Source organism: uncultured Lactobacillus sp. (assembly GCF_947367125.1).
Lineage (GTDB): Bacteria > Bacillota > Bacilli > Lactobacillales > Lactobacillaceae > Lactobacillus.
The window spans coordinates 152764-169274 of sequence record NZ_CANBCQ010000001.1 but is presented as its reverse complement, the minus strand read 5'-3'; the positions used below and the strand labels follow the sequence as shown (position 1 = coordinate 169274).

15 protein-coding genes are annotated in these 16511 nt (G+C 36.9%); 1 reads left to right on the top strand and 14 read right to left on the bottom strand.

Annotated elements, in window-relative coordinates; genetic code table 11:
* From Q0Y84_RS01025 to ylxM, 10 genes are all read right to left on the bottom strand, one after another.
* Positions 1 to 970: transposase (locus Q0Y84_RS01025; RefSeq protein ID WP_297949918.1), on the bottom strand; the 970-nt coding region annotated here is incomplete at its 3' end.
* Between the two features lie 150 nt (positions 971 to 1120).
* Positions 1121 to 1900 carry an SGNH/GDSL hydrolase family protein gene (locus Q0Y84_RS01020; protein ID WP_297949917.1) on the bottom strand — a complete coding sequence of 260 codons (780 nt, stop codon included), beginning with the start codon at positions 1898 to 1900 and terminating at the stop codon, positions 1121 to 1123.
* Positions 1893 to 2552 (bottom strand): uracil-DNA glycosylase, encoded by a 660-nt coding sequence (locus Q0Y84_RS01015; protein WP_297949915.1) that lies wholly within the window; start codon positions 2550 to 2552, stop codon positions 1893 to 1895. The genes Q0Y84_RS01020 and Q0Y84_RS01015 overlap by 8 nt, the downstream gene beginning before the upstream one ends.
* Before the next feature lie 277 nt (positions 2553 to 2829).
* Positions 2830 to 3972 (bottom strand): SLAP domain-containing protein, encoded by a 1143-nt coding sequence (locus Q0Y84_RS01010; protein WP_297949913.1) that lies wholly within the window; start codon positions 3970 to 3972, stop codon positions 2830 to 2832.
* 111 nt (positions 3973 to 4083) lie between these two features.
* Positions 4084 to 4431, bottom strand: a complete 348-nt coding sequence (rplS, locus tag Q0Y84_RS01005; RefSeq protein WP_297949911.1) for a 50S ribosomal protein L19 — start codon at positions 4429 to 4431, stop codon at positions 4084 to 4086.
* Positions 4432 to 4545: 114 nt separating this feature from the next.
* Positions 4546 to 5265: a tRNA (guanosine(37)-N1)-methyltransferase TrmD gene (gene trmD / locus Q0Y84_RS01000; RefSeq protein ID WP_297949909.1), complete on the bottom strand. Its 720-nt coding sequence runs from the start codon at positions 5263 to 5265 to the stop codon at positions 4546 to 4548.
* Positions 5255 to 5770 carry a ribosome maturation factor RimM gene (gene rimM, locus Q0Y84_RS00995; protein WP_297949907.1) on the bottom strand — a complete coding sequence of 172 codons (516 nt, stop codon included), beginning with the start codon at positions 5768 to 5770 and terminating at the stop codon, positions 5255 to 5257. Before rimM ends, trmD begins: the two co-directional genes overlap by 11 nt.
* Before the next feature lie 66 nt (positions 5771 to 5836).
* Positions 5837 to 6109: a 30S ribosomal protein S16 gene (rpsP, locus tag Q0Y84_RS00990; RefSeq protein ID WP_003547870.1), complete on the bottom strand. Its 273-nt coding sequence runs from the start codon at positions 6107 to 6109 to the stop codon at positions 5837 to 5839.
* An 88-nt stretch (positions 6110 to 6197) separates the two neighbouring features.
* The gene (ffh, locus tag Q0Y84_RS00985; protein ID WP_297949892.1) at positions 6198 to 7628 is read right to left on the bottom strand and encodes a signal recognition particle protein; all 1431 of its coding nucleotides are present in this window, start codon (positions 7626 to 7628) and stop codon (positions 6198 to 6200) included.
* 3 nt (positions 7629 to 7631) lie between these two features.
* Positions 7632 to 7973, bottom strand: a complete 342-nt coding sequence (gene ylxM, locus Q0Y84_RS00980) for a YlxM family DNA-binding protein (protein ID WP_297949890.1) — start codon at positions 7971 to 7973, stop codon at positions 7632 to 7634.
* 171 nt (positions 7974 to 8144) lie between these two features.
* On the opposite strand from ylxM, the gene Q0Y84_RS00975 reads away from it, so the two are divergent.
* Positions 8145 to 9578 carry an amino acid permease gene (locus tag Q0Y84_RS00975; protein WP_297949888.1) on the top strand — a complete coding sequence of 478 codons (1434 nt, stop codon included), beginning with the start codon at positions 8145 to 8147 and terminating at the stop codon, positions 9576 to 9578.
* Between the two features lie 61 nt (positions 9579 to 9639).
* Here the strand turns inward: Q0Y84_RS00975 and Q0Y84_RS00970 are convergent, their stop codons facing one another.
* From Q0Y84_RS00970 to smc, 4 genes are all read right to left on the bottom strand, one after another.
* On the bottom strand, positions 9640 to 10047 hold the full coding sequence (locus tag Q0Y84_RS00970) for a MarR family transcriptional regulator (protein WP_297949887.1): 408 nt from the start codon (positions 10045 to 10047) through the stop codon (positions 9640 to 9642).
* Between the two features lie 69 nt (positions 10048 to 10116).
* Positions 10117 to 11538, bottom strand: a complete 1422-nt coding sequence (locus Q0Y84_RS00965) for a C69 family dipeptidase (protein ID WP_297949885.1) — start codon at positions 11536 to 11538, stop codon at positions 10117 to 10119.
* Positions 11539 to 11579: 41 nt separating this feature from the next.
* Positions 11580 to 12929, bottom strand: coding sequence for a signal recognition particle-docking protein FtsY (ftsY, locus tag Q0Y84_RS00960; protein ID WP_297949883.1), 1350 nt, complete (start codon positions 12927 to 12929; stop codon positions 11580 to 11582).
* Entirely contained in the window at positions 12930 to 16499 is a 3570-nt protein-coding gene (smc, locus tag Q0Y84_RS00955; RefSeq protein WP_297949881.1) for a chromosome segregation protein SMC, read from the bottom strand. It abuts the gene before it with no gap.
* Between the last annotated feature and the right edge of the window lie 12 nt (positions 16500 to 16511).

The window sequence follows — 16511 nt, the reverse complement described above, 5'->3', positions numbered from 1 at the left end:
TCATTTGATCTAAAAACGGCTCTAAAGTTTTGAAATCTGTTGGATTAGGGTACAAAGCATAATCAACTACATATTGATCAGTAGTAGCTGCTTGGATATTGTAGCCTGGCTTAAGCTGACCATTTTTCATGTGGTCTTCCTTCATATGCATAAAAGTCGCATCATGATCTGTTTTGGAGTAGCTGTTGCGGCCAGCGAAAATTTTTTCTGCTTCTTCATACTTCTTCATTCGAGGGACGTAGTCTTTCTTTAATTTATGAAGCAGCTTTTTAAGCCCGCGTCTTCTTGCCTTTCTAGGTGAGCCACCAGGAATAGCTTTAGGCTCTTGCTCAATTTCTTTAGTCAGCTTTTCAATTTCAGCTTCAGTTTCTTGAGCAAGCTCTGCTAGACCCTGGCTGGTTTGAACCTTTTCTTTGTTCATTTCTTTGACTACTTCTTGGGCAATCAATTCATCGTAAGCTTCAACTGCCTGGCCCTTCAGCTTATCATGATACTTTTCGACGGCCTTGCGCCAAACAAAAGTGTAGCGGTTGGCATCAGCTTCAATTTTAGTGCCGTCAATAAAAACGGCTCCCTCGTTGATCAGCCCTTCATCCACCAACAAATTGGTAAAGTAGATAAAGCTCTTCTTAACCAGTTCATTGGCATGACTGCTGGATCTGAAGTTATTGATGGTATGATATGAAATCTTTTGCTGGTCAGCCAAAATCATCATGGGCAGATTTTCTTCCAGCATCAGCTCAATCTTTCTGCCTGAAAATACCCTTCTGGAATAGGCAAAAAGCAATATCTTGAGCATCATCGCTGGATGGTATGCTGGTCGACCTGTCTTGGCAGGATCGCCCAGCAAGACATCCTCTGGAATTGAATCTACAAACCAGCTGATAGCATTAGCCAAGTGATTGCTGGGAATGGCAAAATCCAAATTGAGTGTTAAAGCCGTTTGACCTGTGATATAATCTTTGTACATATTAGTTTCCACCTTTTTGTTTTTATTTTGTGGTGATTTAATAATATCAAGGAAGAAACTAAAAGTATAGAAAAAGAACGATGAAATCCAGATGGAAATCATCGTTCTTTTTTATGGTCCAGGAGTTAGTTTTTTCCCAGACACTTTTTTCTACTGTAAAATTTGGCTCAGCTTTTCTTCAAATAGCGGTAGCCATTTTTTTAGATAATCCGCCCGAGTGGGATGAATTTCATCAGCCATATACAGATCACTTTGTTTTTGAAAATCAGAATGGTTATATAAATCGAGTAGCTCAATTTGGTACTTTTGTACTAATTCATGCGCCCGCTCAACCATTTGCTTATACAATGGATTAGTAAAATAAGGATTAGTATAAATCAAGATAGGACAATGCCATTTTGCTTGAGCAGTTGAAATGATATATTCTAGAGCACCCGTAATTGTTTGCGTATCAAAATCTTTTGTAGCCATTTCACCTAATTTTTTACCTTGATTGGCATCATTAGTTGATAATTGCAAAACCAAGGCCTCTGGCTGAGGTTCCTTTAATTCTTCCTTAAAGCGGGCAACATAAGAATCTCCTGGATTATAAGTATCTTGGTCAACTAAAGTAGTACCATTTTCTGCATCTTTAACCGCAACCACGCCGTCGCGCTTCCAAAGGTAATCGACAAAACTTTCACCCAATGCACCAAAGCCAAATGTAACTGATGAACCTAAAAACAAAATATTTTTGCCTTGCAAAGGACTAGCAACCGTCGGCACACTATTTAAACTATATTTGCGATTATTACCTGGCAAATAAGCACTATCCGTATAATAACGTTGATGCAAGGGATGCTCATCTAAGTCCATTCGTAGTTCATTTAATGCAATAGTTGATAAATCATTATTCTGTCTAATCGGAATCAAAAAAGTCTCATTACTCATTTTCTGTCTTTTCCTTTTCTACATAAGGTTTAATCTTTTCCCAGTCTTTTATAATATCATCCGTTAATTTACGATTATAAAAAACTGCTGCTGGATGATATTCTGGGAAAATAGTATATCTTTCTTTAGACCAAACATAACCATCTCCAGCTTCATTTAAGCGCAAGATTGGCGTATCTTTAATTACTTGACCATGTTCTGTAGAAATTTTGTGCCCTGGCCCTATAAGACGTTCTAGCCCTGTATTTCCCAATGCCACAATCAATTTAGGTTGCGCATAATCAATTTCATAATCTAAAAAAGGCGCATGAGCCAATATCTCTTTTTTGGTTGGCTTGCGATTAGGATATTTTATTACATCTTTATTTTCACGTTTGCTAAAAACTTTTTTAATCGCATACGGTCTGCTTCTAACAGCAGAAGTAATATAAACTTGGTCACGTGTTAAACCTATTTGCTTTAATGACTTATCCAATTCTTTACCAGCATCCCCGCTAAAAGGAATATTATTAACGATTTCATTTCTACCTGGCGCCTCACCTACAATCATTAAGAGTGGATGTTGTGGACCCGAGCCAGAATTAATTCCTTCTAACCACATCCCTTTTGATCTTTTCTTAACCTCACCAAGTAATTCTTTTGGATAATCCATTTTTTCACCTTCTTTATTAGGGAATTAATTATTTATGACTGCTAATGTGGATAACTATTAGCTTGATTATTAATTCCACATCGAATATTATTTTTTGCAAAAATCACTTCACAAATGTATATTAGCACAATATCAGTACTATTTGGCGATTTTAGCAATATTTGTGAAATATATAGCTGTTACACAGTAGTTTCACAAGGGAAGCATTTTCACAATATAGGAATTTCATACTGATATATAAGCACTTATTGCTTGTGATAAATAAAAATTATCTATCTTAATTATGAAGCATTGTCTGCATTACAATATTGGTCGAACCGTGACGATAATCTAACGGATTTGCAGCATAATCCTTTTCATTGCCCCAGTAAAGATAATTCTTAGTTCCCTTTACATGCAAATATAGCTGTGGTGACTTTTTACCTTCAATTTTCATTTTATCAATCGTTAATTTTGTCCCGGCACGATAAAGTGCTTTTTTATTTTGCTTAAATTTTGCAGTATAAGCATAAACATCGTTCAATAAAGTTATGCCTACCGGTCCTTTATCCCACAATACTTTTCCATTGACTAAAGCAATATCTTTAGCATTGATATACTGTGTTTTACTAATTGGCAAATAAGTATCATTACCATGTTTTACTGACGCTAGAGTCATCTTGGTTTTATTTTGATAATAATAAAACTGCGTATTAGCAGTCGCTTTTTGTGGTTTGCTATAGTAATTTATTACACTGCCTTGCTTCAAGCTCTTATTTTTAATCGGCTTGCCTGCTGCATCATATACTGGCGTATTATTGTTCAAAAATAATGTTCCCTTGCCATTTATTTTAACCACTTGACTTGCGTCGAGGTATCCACCTTTGCCAATATTAAATAATTCCTTAGGCGAATTATAATATGGTACTTCTATTTTAGGTTTTTGCTTATTAGTAAAATAATTCTTGCCACCATTGTAATGAGCTACTTTTTTGCCATTTTTGTTATAAATATAATTTTTCTTGTGTCGAAAGTGCAAATTAACCAGATTAGTATTACCTAACCAAGTTAGAACATCACTCTCTTTAACATAATTGCCTTTACCAATTGCATAAAAAAGTTTGCCATTAACAATTCGGCTAGTTGGTACAGGGATTCCGGCAGCAAAGCGTTGCTGATTAAGGTAAATTGGTTTACCACTATATTTTAATATTGCGCCAGTTTTTAATTTTTGATGATATTTAGCATTATAGTTACCATTACGGTCATAAACTATTGGCGTTTTACCTACTTGCAGGGTATTTTTAGCAGCTTTCTTTTTGGTAGTAGTTGGCTTTTTAGCTGCAGCTTGTACCGCCGAAAAATTATTAAAAACAGGTATTACAGGCATTACTGTTAATACAGCGGCAGTTACAAGTGTAAGTTTTTGATTAAATTTCATTTATTTTCACCTCATCTATCTCATAACTACATCATAGCATTTTAGACAAATATTTTGCGTAAAAAAAAGCCAGCTCCAATGGAACTGACTCTCTTAGAATTGACGTTATGATTAACGACGTGCTTCAGCAATTCTTGCTGACTTACCGTGACGTTCACGTAAGTAGTAAAGCTTAGCACGACGTACACGACCATGACGCTTAACTTCAACCTTAGCAACACGTGGGTCGTTAACTGGGAAGGTTCTTTCAACACCAACACCTGAAGCGATCTTACGAACAGTGTAAGTAGCACCGATGCCAGCACCCTTCTTCTTGATTACAACGCCTTCGAATAACTGGATACGTTCGTGAGTACCTTCAACAACACGTACGTGAACAGTAACAGTATCACCTGCGCGGAATGCAGGAATATCGTCACGAAGTTGTTCTTTAGTTAATTCTTGAATTAATGGATCCATAATATATTTTTCTCCTTCTTCGGCATTCATCAACGTACCAACGCCAGCGGAACACCCCTAAACTTATTCTTTGTGGCTTTTGCCACGATGAATAGTATATCAAGTAGTACCCGCTTAATCAAGCTCTGCTTTAATATCCGTCAACATTTTCTTTTCTTCAGTAGTTAAAATACGATCTTCAAGTAAGTCCGGGCGATGCATATATGTCGCCTTAAGAGCCTCTCTATGCCGCCATTGAGCAATTTTTTGGTGGTTACCACTGGTCAATACTTCTGGTACCTTTTGCCCTTCAAAATCCGCTGGTCGCGTATATTGCGGATATTCTAATAAACCATGTGAAAAACTTTCTTCAACTGGACTAGCTGCATTACCCAAAATACCAGGTAATAGTCTTACTGTAGCGTCAATCATACTCATTGTTGGCAGTTCGCCGCCAGTTAAAACATAGTCACCGATCGAAATAGTTTCGTCAGCTAGGTTATAAACCCGTTGATCAAAGCCTTCATAATGTCCACAAATAAAGGTCAATTCATCTTCTTGAGCCCAATCTTGCGCCATTTTTTCATTAAAAGTTTTACCTTGTGGTGCAGTAATTATTACCTTGCCAGTTGATGGTAATGAATCAAGTGCTTTTTTAATTGGCATAATTTGTAAAACCATCCCAGCACCACCACCATAAGGAGTATCGTCAACGTGATGATGAACATCAGTTGTAAAATCACGGAAATTAACTAAATTAAGTTCCCACTTTTTATCTTCAAGCCCACGTCCCAACATTGAAACTTGCAGTGGAGTAAACATGTCAGGAAAAAGTGTCAATACATTAATCTTCATCGCGCAAGCCCTCCATTAATTCGACATAAACCTTTTTATTAGCTACATCAACTTTCTTAACAACTGATGCAATATTAGGAATCCAATATTCTTTACCATTATCTTCATGCACTAACCAAATATCATTAGCACCAGGCGATTCAATGTCAGTGATTTTACCTAAGTATTCACCTGACTCTTCATCAATAACATCACAGTCAAAGATATCTTTGTAATAATAAACGCCTTCAGGCAATTCGCCACGATCAGCTTCACTAACAACTAATACTTTTCCTTTTAACTTTTCAGCTTGATCAATATCAGTAATTTCAACAAATTGAAGTAGCCAAAATTGCTTAAAGGGTCTACTTTTTTGAATAGTTAAAGTATGGTCAGTTTCGCCTTTGATTGCTAAATGCATCCCTTTTGCAAATCGCTCTTCAGGAAAATCAGTAATTACATTAACTTTAACTTCACCATTTAAGCCATGCGTCGTCAGAATTCGAGCAACATCGTAATATTCCATCATTTCTCCTTTAGGTATAAAAAAAGCTTGAAGCACACGGCATCAAGCTTTTAATTAATAGCAAAATTACTTGTTGTATTTTGCATCGTGCAACTTAGCCATCAAGCCAGCACCTGAAAGAAGTGATCTAACAGTGTCTGAAGGTTGTGCACCCTTTTGTAACCATTCAAAGATCTTGTCTTCGTCAAGCTTCAATTCCTTTGGTTGTGAAACTGGGTTGTAGTAACCAACTTGTTCGATGAAGCGACCGTCACGTGGCATACGTGAGTCTGCAACAACGATTCTGTAGAATGGCTTTCTCTTGGCACCAGCGCGGTGCATACGAATTTTAACTGACATAAATTAATTTCCTCCTAAAACTTAACGATTAATAATATACCACCAAATCTAATAAGTGTAAAGGGTTTTCCCTTAACACTTTATTTTTTTAGGAATGGAATCTCTTCACCTTACGCAAACGCTTCTTTTTATTCTTCTTAAAGTTCTTATTCATTCTTCGCATTGCCATCTTCGCCATTGGTGAGTCCATCCCAGGCAAATTGCTTAAGCCTTTCATATTGCCTTTAGAAACTTTACTCATCATATCGCGCATTTGCTTAAATTGCTTAATCATGCGATTAACTTCAACAACTGGTCGACCTGAACCTGCAGCAATTCTGCGGCGACGACTTGGATTAAGCAGATCAGGATTTTCACGTTCCTCAGGAGTCATTGAGTAAACGATTGCTTCAGTATGATCAATTTGCTTTTGATCAACATTTAAATTTTTTAATTGCGGATTATTGGCTAGTCCTGGAATCATCTTCATGATTTGATCAAGCGGACCCATCTTTTGAACTTGCTGTAATTGATCAACGAAATCATTGAAGTCAAAAGTATTTTCTCGCATCTTTTCAGCGACTTTTTCAGCTTCCTTAGCATCATAATCTTGTTGTGCTTTTTCAATTAAGGAAAGCATGTCACCCATACCCAAAATTCTGGATGCCATTCTATCTGGGTGGAAGACATCTAGGTCACTTAATTTTTCACCTTGACCAGTAAATAGGATCGGCTTACCAGTTACCGCACGAATTGAAAGTGCAGCACCACCACGAGTATCACCGTCTAACTTAGTCAAAATTACACCGGTAACATCAAGGCGCTCATCAAAGCCTTTAGCTACATCTGTTGCAGCTTGACCAGTCATGGCATCAACGACCAAGAGAATATTATCAGGGTTTGCTACTTTCTTTACCCGTTCCAATTCTTCCATTAAAGGTTCATCGATTTCCAAACGACCAGCCGTATCAATCAAAACATAGTCATTCTTGTTCTTTTCAGCTTCTGCAAGCCCATCTTGAACAATTTTAGCTACATCTTTTTCGCCCTCTTCACTATATACTGGTACTTTTAATTGATCACCAATTTGTTTCAATTGTTCAACAGCAGCCGGACGATAAATATCGCCAGCGATTAATAACGGTCGAGCTTGGGCATTTTTTTGTAAATGATAAGCAAGTTTACCAACCGTAGTAGTTTTACCAGTACCTTGCAGCCCCACCATCATGATAATCGTTGGAATATGCTTAGATTTATTTAAAGGAACAGCTTCTTCACCCATCATTTTGGTCAATTGTTCATTAACAATCTTAATGACTTGCTGACCTGGATTCAGACTCTCTTGAACTTCTTTGCCGAGAGCTTCCTTCTTAATAGTTTTGATAAAATCTTTTACTACTTTGAAGTTAACATCGGCTTCAAGCAAAGCTAATCTAATCTCACGACTAGCTTTATTAATATCTTCCTCAGAAACTTTACCCTTTCCTGTTAAATTCTTTAATGCTTTTTGAATTCTTTCACTTAAATTTTCAAAAGCCATGGGCTATTCTCCCCTCAATTGATTTAATAAATTCGTTATTTCATTTTTAGCAGCTTCACTATCACCATTATCTAAAGATAAAATTGCATCTGCCAAAACAGCTTCAATTTGATTATCATCGCGTTTCATATGCAATTTTTCTTCATAGTTCTGGAGAATCTTGCTTGAGCGCTTAAGATTATCATAAACTGCCTGACGCGACACCTGATGATTAGCAGCTATTTCACCTAAAGATAGGTCATTATAATAGTAGTCTTCAAAATAAGACTGCTGTCCGCTAGTTAGCAAAGAGCCATAGTAGGCATACAAATCGCCTAGCTCTTCATTTTTAGTTAGTTCATCCATTAATTTTCACCAACTTTTAGTATAACAAAGGTCATAAGCGAGTGCTAGATTAACCTATCTCAGATGATAATTTCTAAAAAAGTGAAATTTCAAATATATAATAGTTGATTTTTTAACGTATTTTTAATTATAATTAGAGACATATATTTTAACATAAGGAGGAATTGCGTTGTGAATCTTTGGCAGAAAATGAACAGTAAAGAAGATCCACGCGTCTATGAAAACAAAGATGGACACCTGGTTCGCTCATTAAAAGTAAGGGATTTCTTAGCTCTAGGTGTCGGGACAATCGTCTCCGCTTCAATTTTCACTTTACCCGGTGAAGTTGCAGCCAAACATACTGGTCCGGCAGTAGCAATTTCCTTTATCTTAGCAGCAATTGCTGCTGGATTAGTGGCCTTTGCCTATGCAGAAATGGCTGCTGCAATGCCATTTGCAGGATCAGCTTATTCATGGATCAACGTAGTTTTAGGAGAATTCTGGGGTTGGGTCGCAGGATGGGCTCTTCTAGCAGAATATTTCATTGCTTTAGCTTTCGTTGGTTCAGGTCTTTCTGCTAACTTTAGAGCGCTAATTGCACCGCTAGGTTGGAAACTACCTGCGTCATTATCCAATGCTTTTGGCACTGACGATGGCATTATTGATATTATCTCATTAGTTTCTATTTTGCTAGTTGCCTTACTAATTGGTCATGGTGTTTCTAGAGCGGCTCGTGTTGAAAATGCCTTAGTTGTATTAAAAGTATTTGCTATTTTACTCTTTATTGCCGTTGGTGCTTTTGCAGTTAAAAAGGCTAACTTTACTCCATTTATTCCTAAATATAAAATGACCGCTAATGGTCCATTCGGTGGCTGGCAAGGAATTTATGCTGGTGTTTCAATGATTTTCTTATCATACATCGGTTTTGACTCAATTGCTGCTAACTCTGCTGAGGCAATTAACCCACAAAAAACTATGCCACGCGGTATTTTAGGCTCACTGCTTATCGCTGTTACTTTATTTGTTGGCGTCAGTTTGGTTTTGATCGGTATTGTACCTTACCAAAAGTATGCTAACTCAGCTGAACCAGTTGGTTTAGCTTTACGGTATGCCGGACATCCTATTGTAGCAGTCGTTGTGCAAACCATTGCTGTTCTAGGAATGTTTACTGCGTTGATCGGAATGAGTATGGCCGGCTCAAGATTAATTTATTCATTTGGTCGTGATGGCATGTTGCCAAAATGGCTAGGTAAATTGAATTCTGAACGTCGACCTAACAATGCTTTGTGGACTTTGACTATTGTGGCAATTTTACTTGGAGCATTCTTCCCCTTCTCCATGTTGTCACAATTAGTTTCAGCTGGTACTTTAATTGCCTTTATGTTTGTATCTTTAGGTATTTACAAATTACGTCCACGTGAAGGAAAAGATATTGATGATCCTTCATTCAAGATGCCATTTTATCCAGTTTTACCTATCTTAGGTTTCTTAGCTACTTTAATTGTCTTCTTAGGACTTGACTATCAAGCTAAGCTTTATGCTGGTATCTGGTTTATCTTAGGCTTAATCATTTACTTTAGTTATGGTGTACGTCACTCAATTTTAAATAAACAACAAGACAAATAAACTAACTCTATCAAAAAAAGAAGTCGTTCAAATGAACGGCTTCTTTTTTGGCTATTAACGATTATTTTTCATTATCGCTTGATTTAAGCATCTTTTTCAATAAGTTAGTCAAACTTAAAGTTTCTTCTTTACTTAGCATCCCCGTAATCGTTTGATCAGTCTCTGAGCGATGTTTCTCAACTTTCTTGCATAAATCTTTTCCAGCTTCAGTATCGATTGCTGTCTTGTCATTGACTTCAATCAAATCCTTAGCAACTAATTCCTTGGCTATATCCTTAGCTTTATCTTCTGTAATATGGAGCTCTTTAGCTAATTTGTGTAGTGTCTTACCATGTTGATGATGATTTAATTCGATAAGTATTTCCAATTCATTAGCATCAATCCCAAAACACTTTAAATCATCATTCATTTGTTTTTCAACTTCATTACTAATTTTAGTAAAAAATGAACTAATTGTACCTTCTGTCATTTTTTATCTTTCCTTTCTTTTTCTCTTATTACATTAAAAAGAACAGCCATTAAGCTGTTCTTTAGTGAATTAAAGATTTTCATCCATGTTAAAAGTAAGCTTAGACATGTTGATTGATTCGATCATCATTTGTCCCCAAAGCTTTTCAGTTTCCTTACGGGTGTGAGCAACTGTCTTTTGATTTTCCTTAGTCAAGTAAGCAGTTAATTCTTCACCTGACTTGCCATCAGCACTCTTAATAATTTCTTCTACACGGCCTCTGAAGTAACGGTTAAGTTCAGTTAAGTAAGTAGTGTCTAATTGAACAAATTGTGGGTAATGACTTTCAACAATTGCTGCAAATGACTTGTAATACCACCAAGCATCGTTCATGTTGTAATCCATTGAAGTATTATTGTATGAAGGATCAGTATCATTCATATTAGCAAAGAATGGTACAAATGGTGTAAAAGTTGGACCACCAATACATAGCCACATAATAGCAGCGCGGTCTGCTGGTACATCACTTCTAATTTGCAAGATATGCGCATTTTGTGTCCGATTTAACCCAATTGGACGGTAGCGGTGTTTTTCTTCATCAGTCCCCTTACCAAATGGATCATATGGTGTGTCTTGGTAGTGAGAACCTAATGCAAATTGAATATCTTCCTTGGTAATTTTCTTAGCAGCCTTACGGATAAATGGCAGATCACCATCTTGTGGATCTTGCTCAATTTCTGGATTGAACAACTTTTGAATATACCATTGACGGTTAGTATTATAGTGACGGTCTTGTTCAGTATAAGTACCAAAAATATGACGGAAATTCCAGCCTTCGTGATCAGGATTTAAATGATGTTCCTCAACAAATTCTTGAATACCTTCACTCCACATAAAGTAGTCAGGATTATCAAAGTCAACTTGTTCAATGGCAACCCGGTTACCAGTTGCAGCATAGCAATCATCTGGAATGCGTTCAGCTACCCAGTGGTGACCAGTAACGATTTCCATGTACCAAATTTCATCTTTATCACTAAATAAAACTGAGTTACCAGCTGGTGAACCATATTTAGCAATCAATTTACCTAAATACTTAACACCATCACGAGCAGAATGAATGTATGGCAAAACAGCAGTTTGCATACAATCTTCATCCAAGCCATCCTTAACAAGTGGATCGAAAGCTAAAGTTCTTTCGTTGCCATAAGTTGATTCAGTACATGACATTGCTACATTTTCTTGATTAATACCACTTTCATCGTAGTAACCACGGTGCTTATAATCAACATTAGGTACAGCAGGTACACGTTGTGCGTCTGCTGGCAAGTCCATTTCGAACTTATTTAGCCATGACTTAATATGCTTCTTTTCACCATGACGAGCTGGTTCAATAATAAACTTTTGTGGGGTAATTGGACGAAAAGTATCATCGTTACGAGCAATCATCGTGGTGCCATCAATTGAGGCTTTCTTACCAACTAAGATAGTCGTACAAGCACTATATTCTTTCATAAAAATCTCCTTATAAAAACACTTATATCTTAACTTTATCACTAGACTAAGCCGTGGAAAAGACCGATTGCATAATTTGCAGCATCAAAATCTGCTAAATCTTCTGCCTTTTCACCTAGGCCGACCAATTTAACTGGTAAATTCATTTCATTACGGATAGCTAATACTACCCCACCTTTAGATGAACCATCTAATTTAGTTAAGACAAGGCCAGTTAACTTAGTAGTTTTATCAAAATCTTTAGCTTGCAGTAAAGCATTTTGTCCAGTAGAGCCATCAAGAACAAGTAAAGTTTCAGTTGGTTGTTCTGGTAAAAGCTTCTTAATCGTTCTTTGAATTTTTTCTAGTTCGGCCATCAAATTCTTTTTATTTTGCAAACGACCAGCAGTATCAACCAAAAGATAATCAACTTGTTCCTTAATTGCTCGCTCAGTAGCATCATAAACAACAGAAGCTGGGTCGGCTTTTTCCTTACCAGTAACGACTGGCACATCAACACGTTTGCCCCATTCAACTAATTGTTCAACAGCTCCAGCTCTAAAAGTATCAGCAGCCGCTAAAATAACTGTCTTACCTTCATCTTTGAAACGTTTAGCTAACTTACCAATCGTTGTAGTTTTACCGGCACCATTAACGCCCACAAAGAGATAAACATTTGGCTTTGCATTTGGATCATAAGTTAACTTTTCATCTTCACTGTTGCCACCTTTATCATAGAGGTCGACTAATTTTTCAACGATTACTCGTTTTAAATCATCACGTGATTTGGCTTTTTGCAATTTAGCTTCTTCACGCAATTCATCAGTTAATTGTTCTGCAGTTTCATAGCCAACATCAGATTCAATTAATAAATCTTCCAGATCATCAAAGAAGCCTTCATCAACAGTTCTGAACTTAGCAAAAAAGGCATTTAAACGAGCTCCAAAACCTTTATTAGTTTTTTCAAGCCCTTTTTCATAAAGCTGTTCCTGTGAGTCTTCTTCAGTTTCTTCAGCAGTCTCTTGTTCTTGTGTTGGTTCACTAGCAGATTCTTGCTCCTCAGGCTCAGTTTCAGTAATTTCTTCTGTTACTTCAACTTCTTCAGATTCTTTTGGCTCTTCCGATTGTTGCACCGGCTCTTCAGCTGGTTCTTCATGATCAGCTTCAGTTTCTGTCTCTTTTACTGCAGAACTTTCCTCTTCAGCTTCAGGTTCAGGCTCAGTATGTTCTTCTATCGCTTCTTCATCAGTTGTTTCAGCTTCCTTTTCAGTTTCTTCAACCGGCTTCTCTACTGCAGCTCCAGAATCAGTTTCGGTTTCCTGCTTAGTCTGCTTTTCTTCTTCAATTGATTTCTCTTGCTCTTCATCTTTTTTACCAAAGAGTGATTTTTTAATTCGATCAAATAATCCCAATTATTTCACCTCATTTTTATTTTTCATTTCTTTTAATGATACTGATAATACTTGTGAAACACCAGACTCTTGCATTACTACACCATATAGTTGGTCAGCTTGTCTCATTGTACCTCGTCTATGTGTAATCACAATAAATTGCGTCTTCATGTCATATTTAAGTAAAAATTGTGCAAAGCGAGTAACATTTGCATCATCAAGCGCTGCTTCCACCTCATCAAGGACGCAGAATGGTACCGGATTAACCTGCAGCATGGCAAATAATAAGGTAATTGCCGTTAAGGCACGCTCACCCCCAGACAGCAGACTTAAACGTTGCTGCTTCTTACCAGGCGGCTGAGCGATAATTTCGATTCCTGTTTCTAGCAAATTGTTTGGCTCAGTCAGTTCTAATCTAGCTTTTCCGCCACCAAAAACAACTGGAAAAATTTTCTTAAAACTGTCTGCTACTTGATTAAAGGTATTCTTGAAACGCGTTTTAACTTCTTCATCTAGTTCACTCATTGACTTTTCAAGATCATCACGTGCCTTAAGCAAGTCATTTTGTTGACCATTTAAGAAATCATAACGCTGCTTCACATCTTCATATTCTTGGATAGAATCCAGATTTACCGGTCCAATATCTTCAATTGACATGCGGTGTAATTTCACGCTTTTAGCTAATTCACCACGAGTAGTTTCATTATTCTCGCCTTCAGCCTGAGCCAAAGCCGCTTCAAAAGTTAAGGCATAATCATCGCTTAACGTTGACAAGCGTTGATCAATTGCTGAATTAAATTTAGCAATTTTAACTGAATAATCTTCTTGCTCAATTGCTGCATCTTTACGCAAATCATAATTTCGACTAGCTACTTGATCAAGCTGATTAATTTGGGCATCAAACTGTCCTAATTGAGAACTAAGATCATTTAACTTCTTTTGTAATTCTTCATTCTTTTGCTCAGTCTCAACTTTTTCTTGCTGCAAATCAGAATTCTTTTTAACCGACATTTCGCCATTTTGACTTAATTCTGTCAATTTTTGCTTTAAGCTGTCAGTTTGTTTTTGATTATTAGCGATTTGATTTTGCTTTTCTCTTTCCTGACTAGCTAAATTTTCTAATTTATTAGAATAAACTGCAATCTGCGGATCAAGTTTTGACAATTCATCTTGCACACGTTGACTTAAGCTATTGAAATTTCTAATTCTTTCTTGCAAGTCATTCATCTTGCCTTTTTGTACTTCATTTTGCTTAGACAAGTCATTTTGTTGCTTATTTGCTTCTGCAATTTCTTGCTTTAAGGTCTGTATACGATCTTCTCGCTCTTTAACCCGCGACTCATATAAACTATTGGCGTCAGTTAAGCGGTTAACCTCTTTTTCCTGATTTTGGAATGAAATAGCTGCTTCATTGATTGCCTGATTAGTTTCCTGTAAAGCATCATGCAATTTTTGCAACTGTGCTGCAACTTTTTCACCTTGAGCAACCAAATCATCTAATTGCTCTTGATCTTCAGTTAGATTTTGCCGCAAAGTTTGGAGCTGTTCTTCTAGTTGATTAATCTCACTAGCTGTCTGCAATGGTGAATTACTACGCTGGTTTCTTTGTCCACCAGTCATTGAACCACCAGGTGAGATCACATCCCCATCCAAGGTAACAATCCGATAGCGATTAACGCGTCGAGAAATCGACATCGCATTGTCAATCGTATCAACAATAATTACGCTACCTAATAAGTAGTTAATTGCAGCAGTAATATCACGATCAGCTTTACTTTCAACTAAATCGCTAGCTATGCCCTTAAAGCCAGCAAACGATTCAAGCGTAGTAATCGTTGATTGTGGAATTGCATATTGACGCAAGCCATCTAATGGTAAAAAAGTTGCTCGTCCACTGCGACTGCGCTTCAGTTGATTAATTGCATCCCGTGCACTAATCCGATTTTCTGTAATCAAATCCTGCACGCCGCCGCCCAGAGCAGTCGTCATCGCAGCTTCTAATTCAACTGGGAAAGTAATCAATTCACCAACAGCGCCAATTACACCAGGAAAGTCAGCTAAATGATTCAGCACATTACGAACACCATAGTAATATCCTTCATGGCGTTTTTGAATATTAACCAAAGCTTCATGCCGGGCTTCAACTCTTTCTAGTTGACTTCTCTCAGCGCTAACTGCTTGCCGTGTCTGATCAATTTGCTTAGTTAACTTATTATTTTGATCATTAACTTGAGCAAATTGTTCTTTTTCTTCTTGCCGCTTTGCTGTCAAACGCTTGCCCTCAGCTCGCAACTTTTCAAGTTCAACTTGAGCAGCAGTTAATTGTTTACTTACATCATTGCTTTGATAAGTAGTATCTGCCTGACTCCGCTTTAACTCAGTATTTAAATTAACAATCTGATTATTAGTTGTAGCTTGATCTTGCAAAAGCTGAATATAATCATTACGACAATCTTCTAGTCTCTTGCTTAATTCTTCTGGATCTTCATGCAGCTCACCAGTTAACTGATCATGTTGTTTTTGTAAGGCAGCTTGTTCTTTTTTTAGTTGCTCCTTATTCTGTTGCAATTCAGCTAATTCATTTTTTAATTTAACTAAACTTGTTTTCAATTCTTCAACTTGTTTTTGATATTCAACTTTAGTTGAATTATTAAATTGTTGTGATTGCTGTGCAACTTGCAGATTAGTATTAATTTCAGATAATTGATCGCTTAATTTCAGTAATTCACGTTGTGTTTTTTCACGTTCATCTTGAATTTTTTGATATTCAGCTCGCTTTTTAGCAACCGCATTTTGAGAATCTTTTACTTCATCATCTAATTTAGCTAAAAGAGTTTTATTTTTATCAGCAGTTTGCTGAACTTCTTCTTTTTGCCGATTTAAGTCCTCAATCTCAAAAGCTAGTAAACTTTTTAGCTTTTGATCTAAGCCCTTTTTCTGAAATTGATATTCTTTGGCTAATGAACTTTGTTCATGCAGTGGTTCAAGCCGGCCCTCAAGCTCCTTGACTAAATCGTTAATTCTAATCAAGTTATCCTTGGTCTTCTCCATTTGTGCCTTAGCAGCTTCTTTTTGCTGTTTAAAGTGTAAAACGCCGGCAGCTTCTTCAAAAATAACTCTTCTTTGTTCTGGACGAGAATTTAAAATTTGGTCAACTCGCCCCTGAGAAATAATTGCCAGACTATTAGGTGAAATTCCTGAATCAAGAAATAGGGTCCGCACATCGCGCATCCGTACCTGTTGATTATTGATTAAGAATTCACTGTCACCTGAACGCAGAATTCGTCTGGTAATTGAAATTTGATCAACATCAAAAGCTAGTTCACGCTTCTTATTGTCAAAGATCAAAGTAACTTCTGCCTTGTTTAATGGCTTACGAAATTGACTACCAGCAAAAATAACATCCTTCATATTCGTTCCGCGAAGTGATTTGGCACTAGACTCGCCCATCACCCAACGAACAGCTTCAGTAATGTTACTTTTGCCCGAACCATTTGGTCCAACAATCCCAGTAATTCCATCATTAAAATGAATAGTTGTCTTATCAGCGAATGATTTAAAACCATCGAGCACTAATTCTGTTAATGGCACTGTTTCATCCCT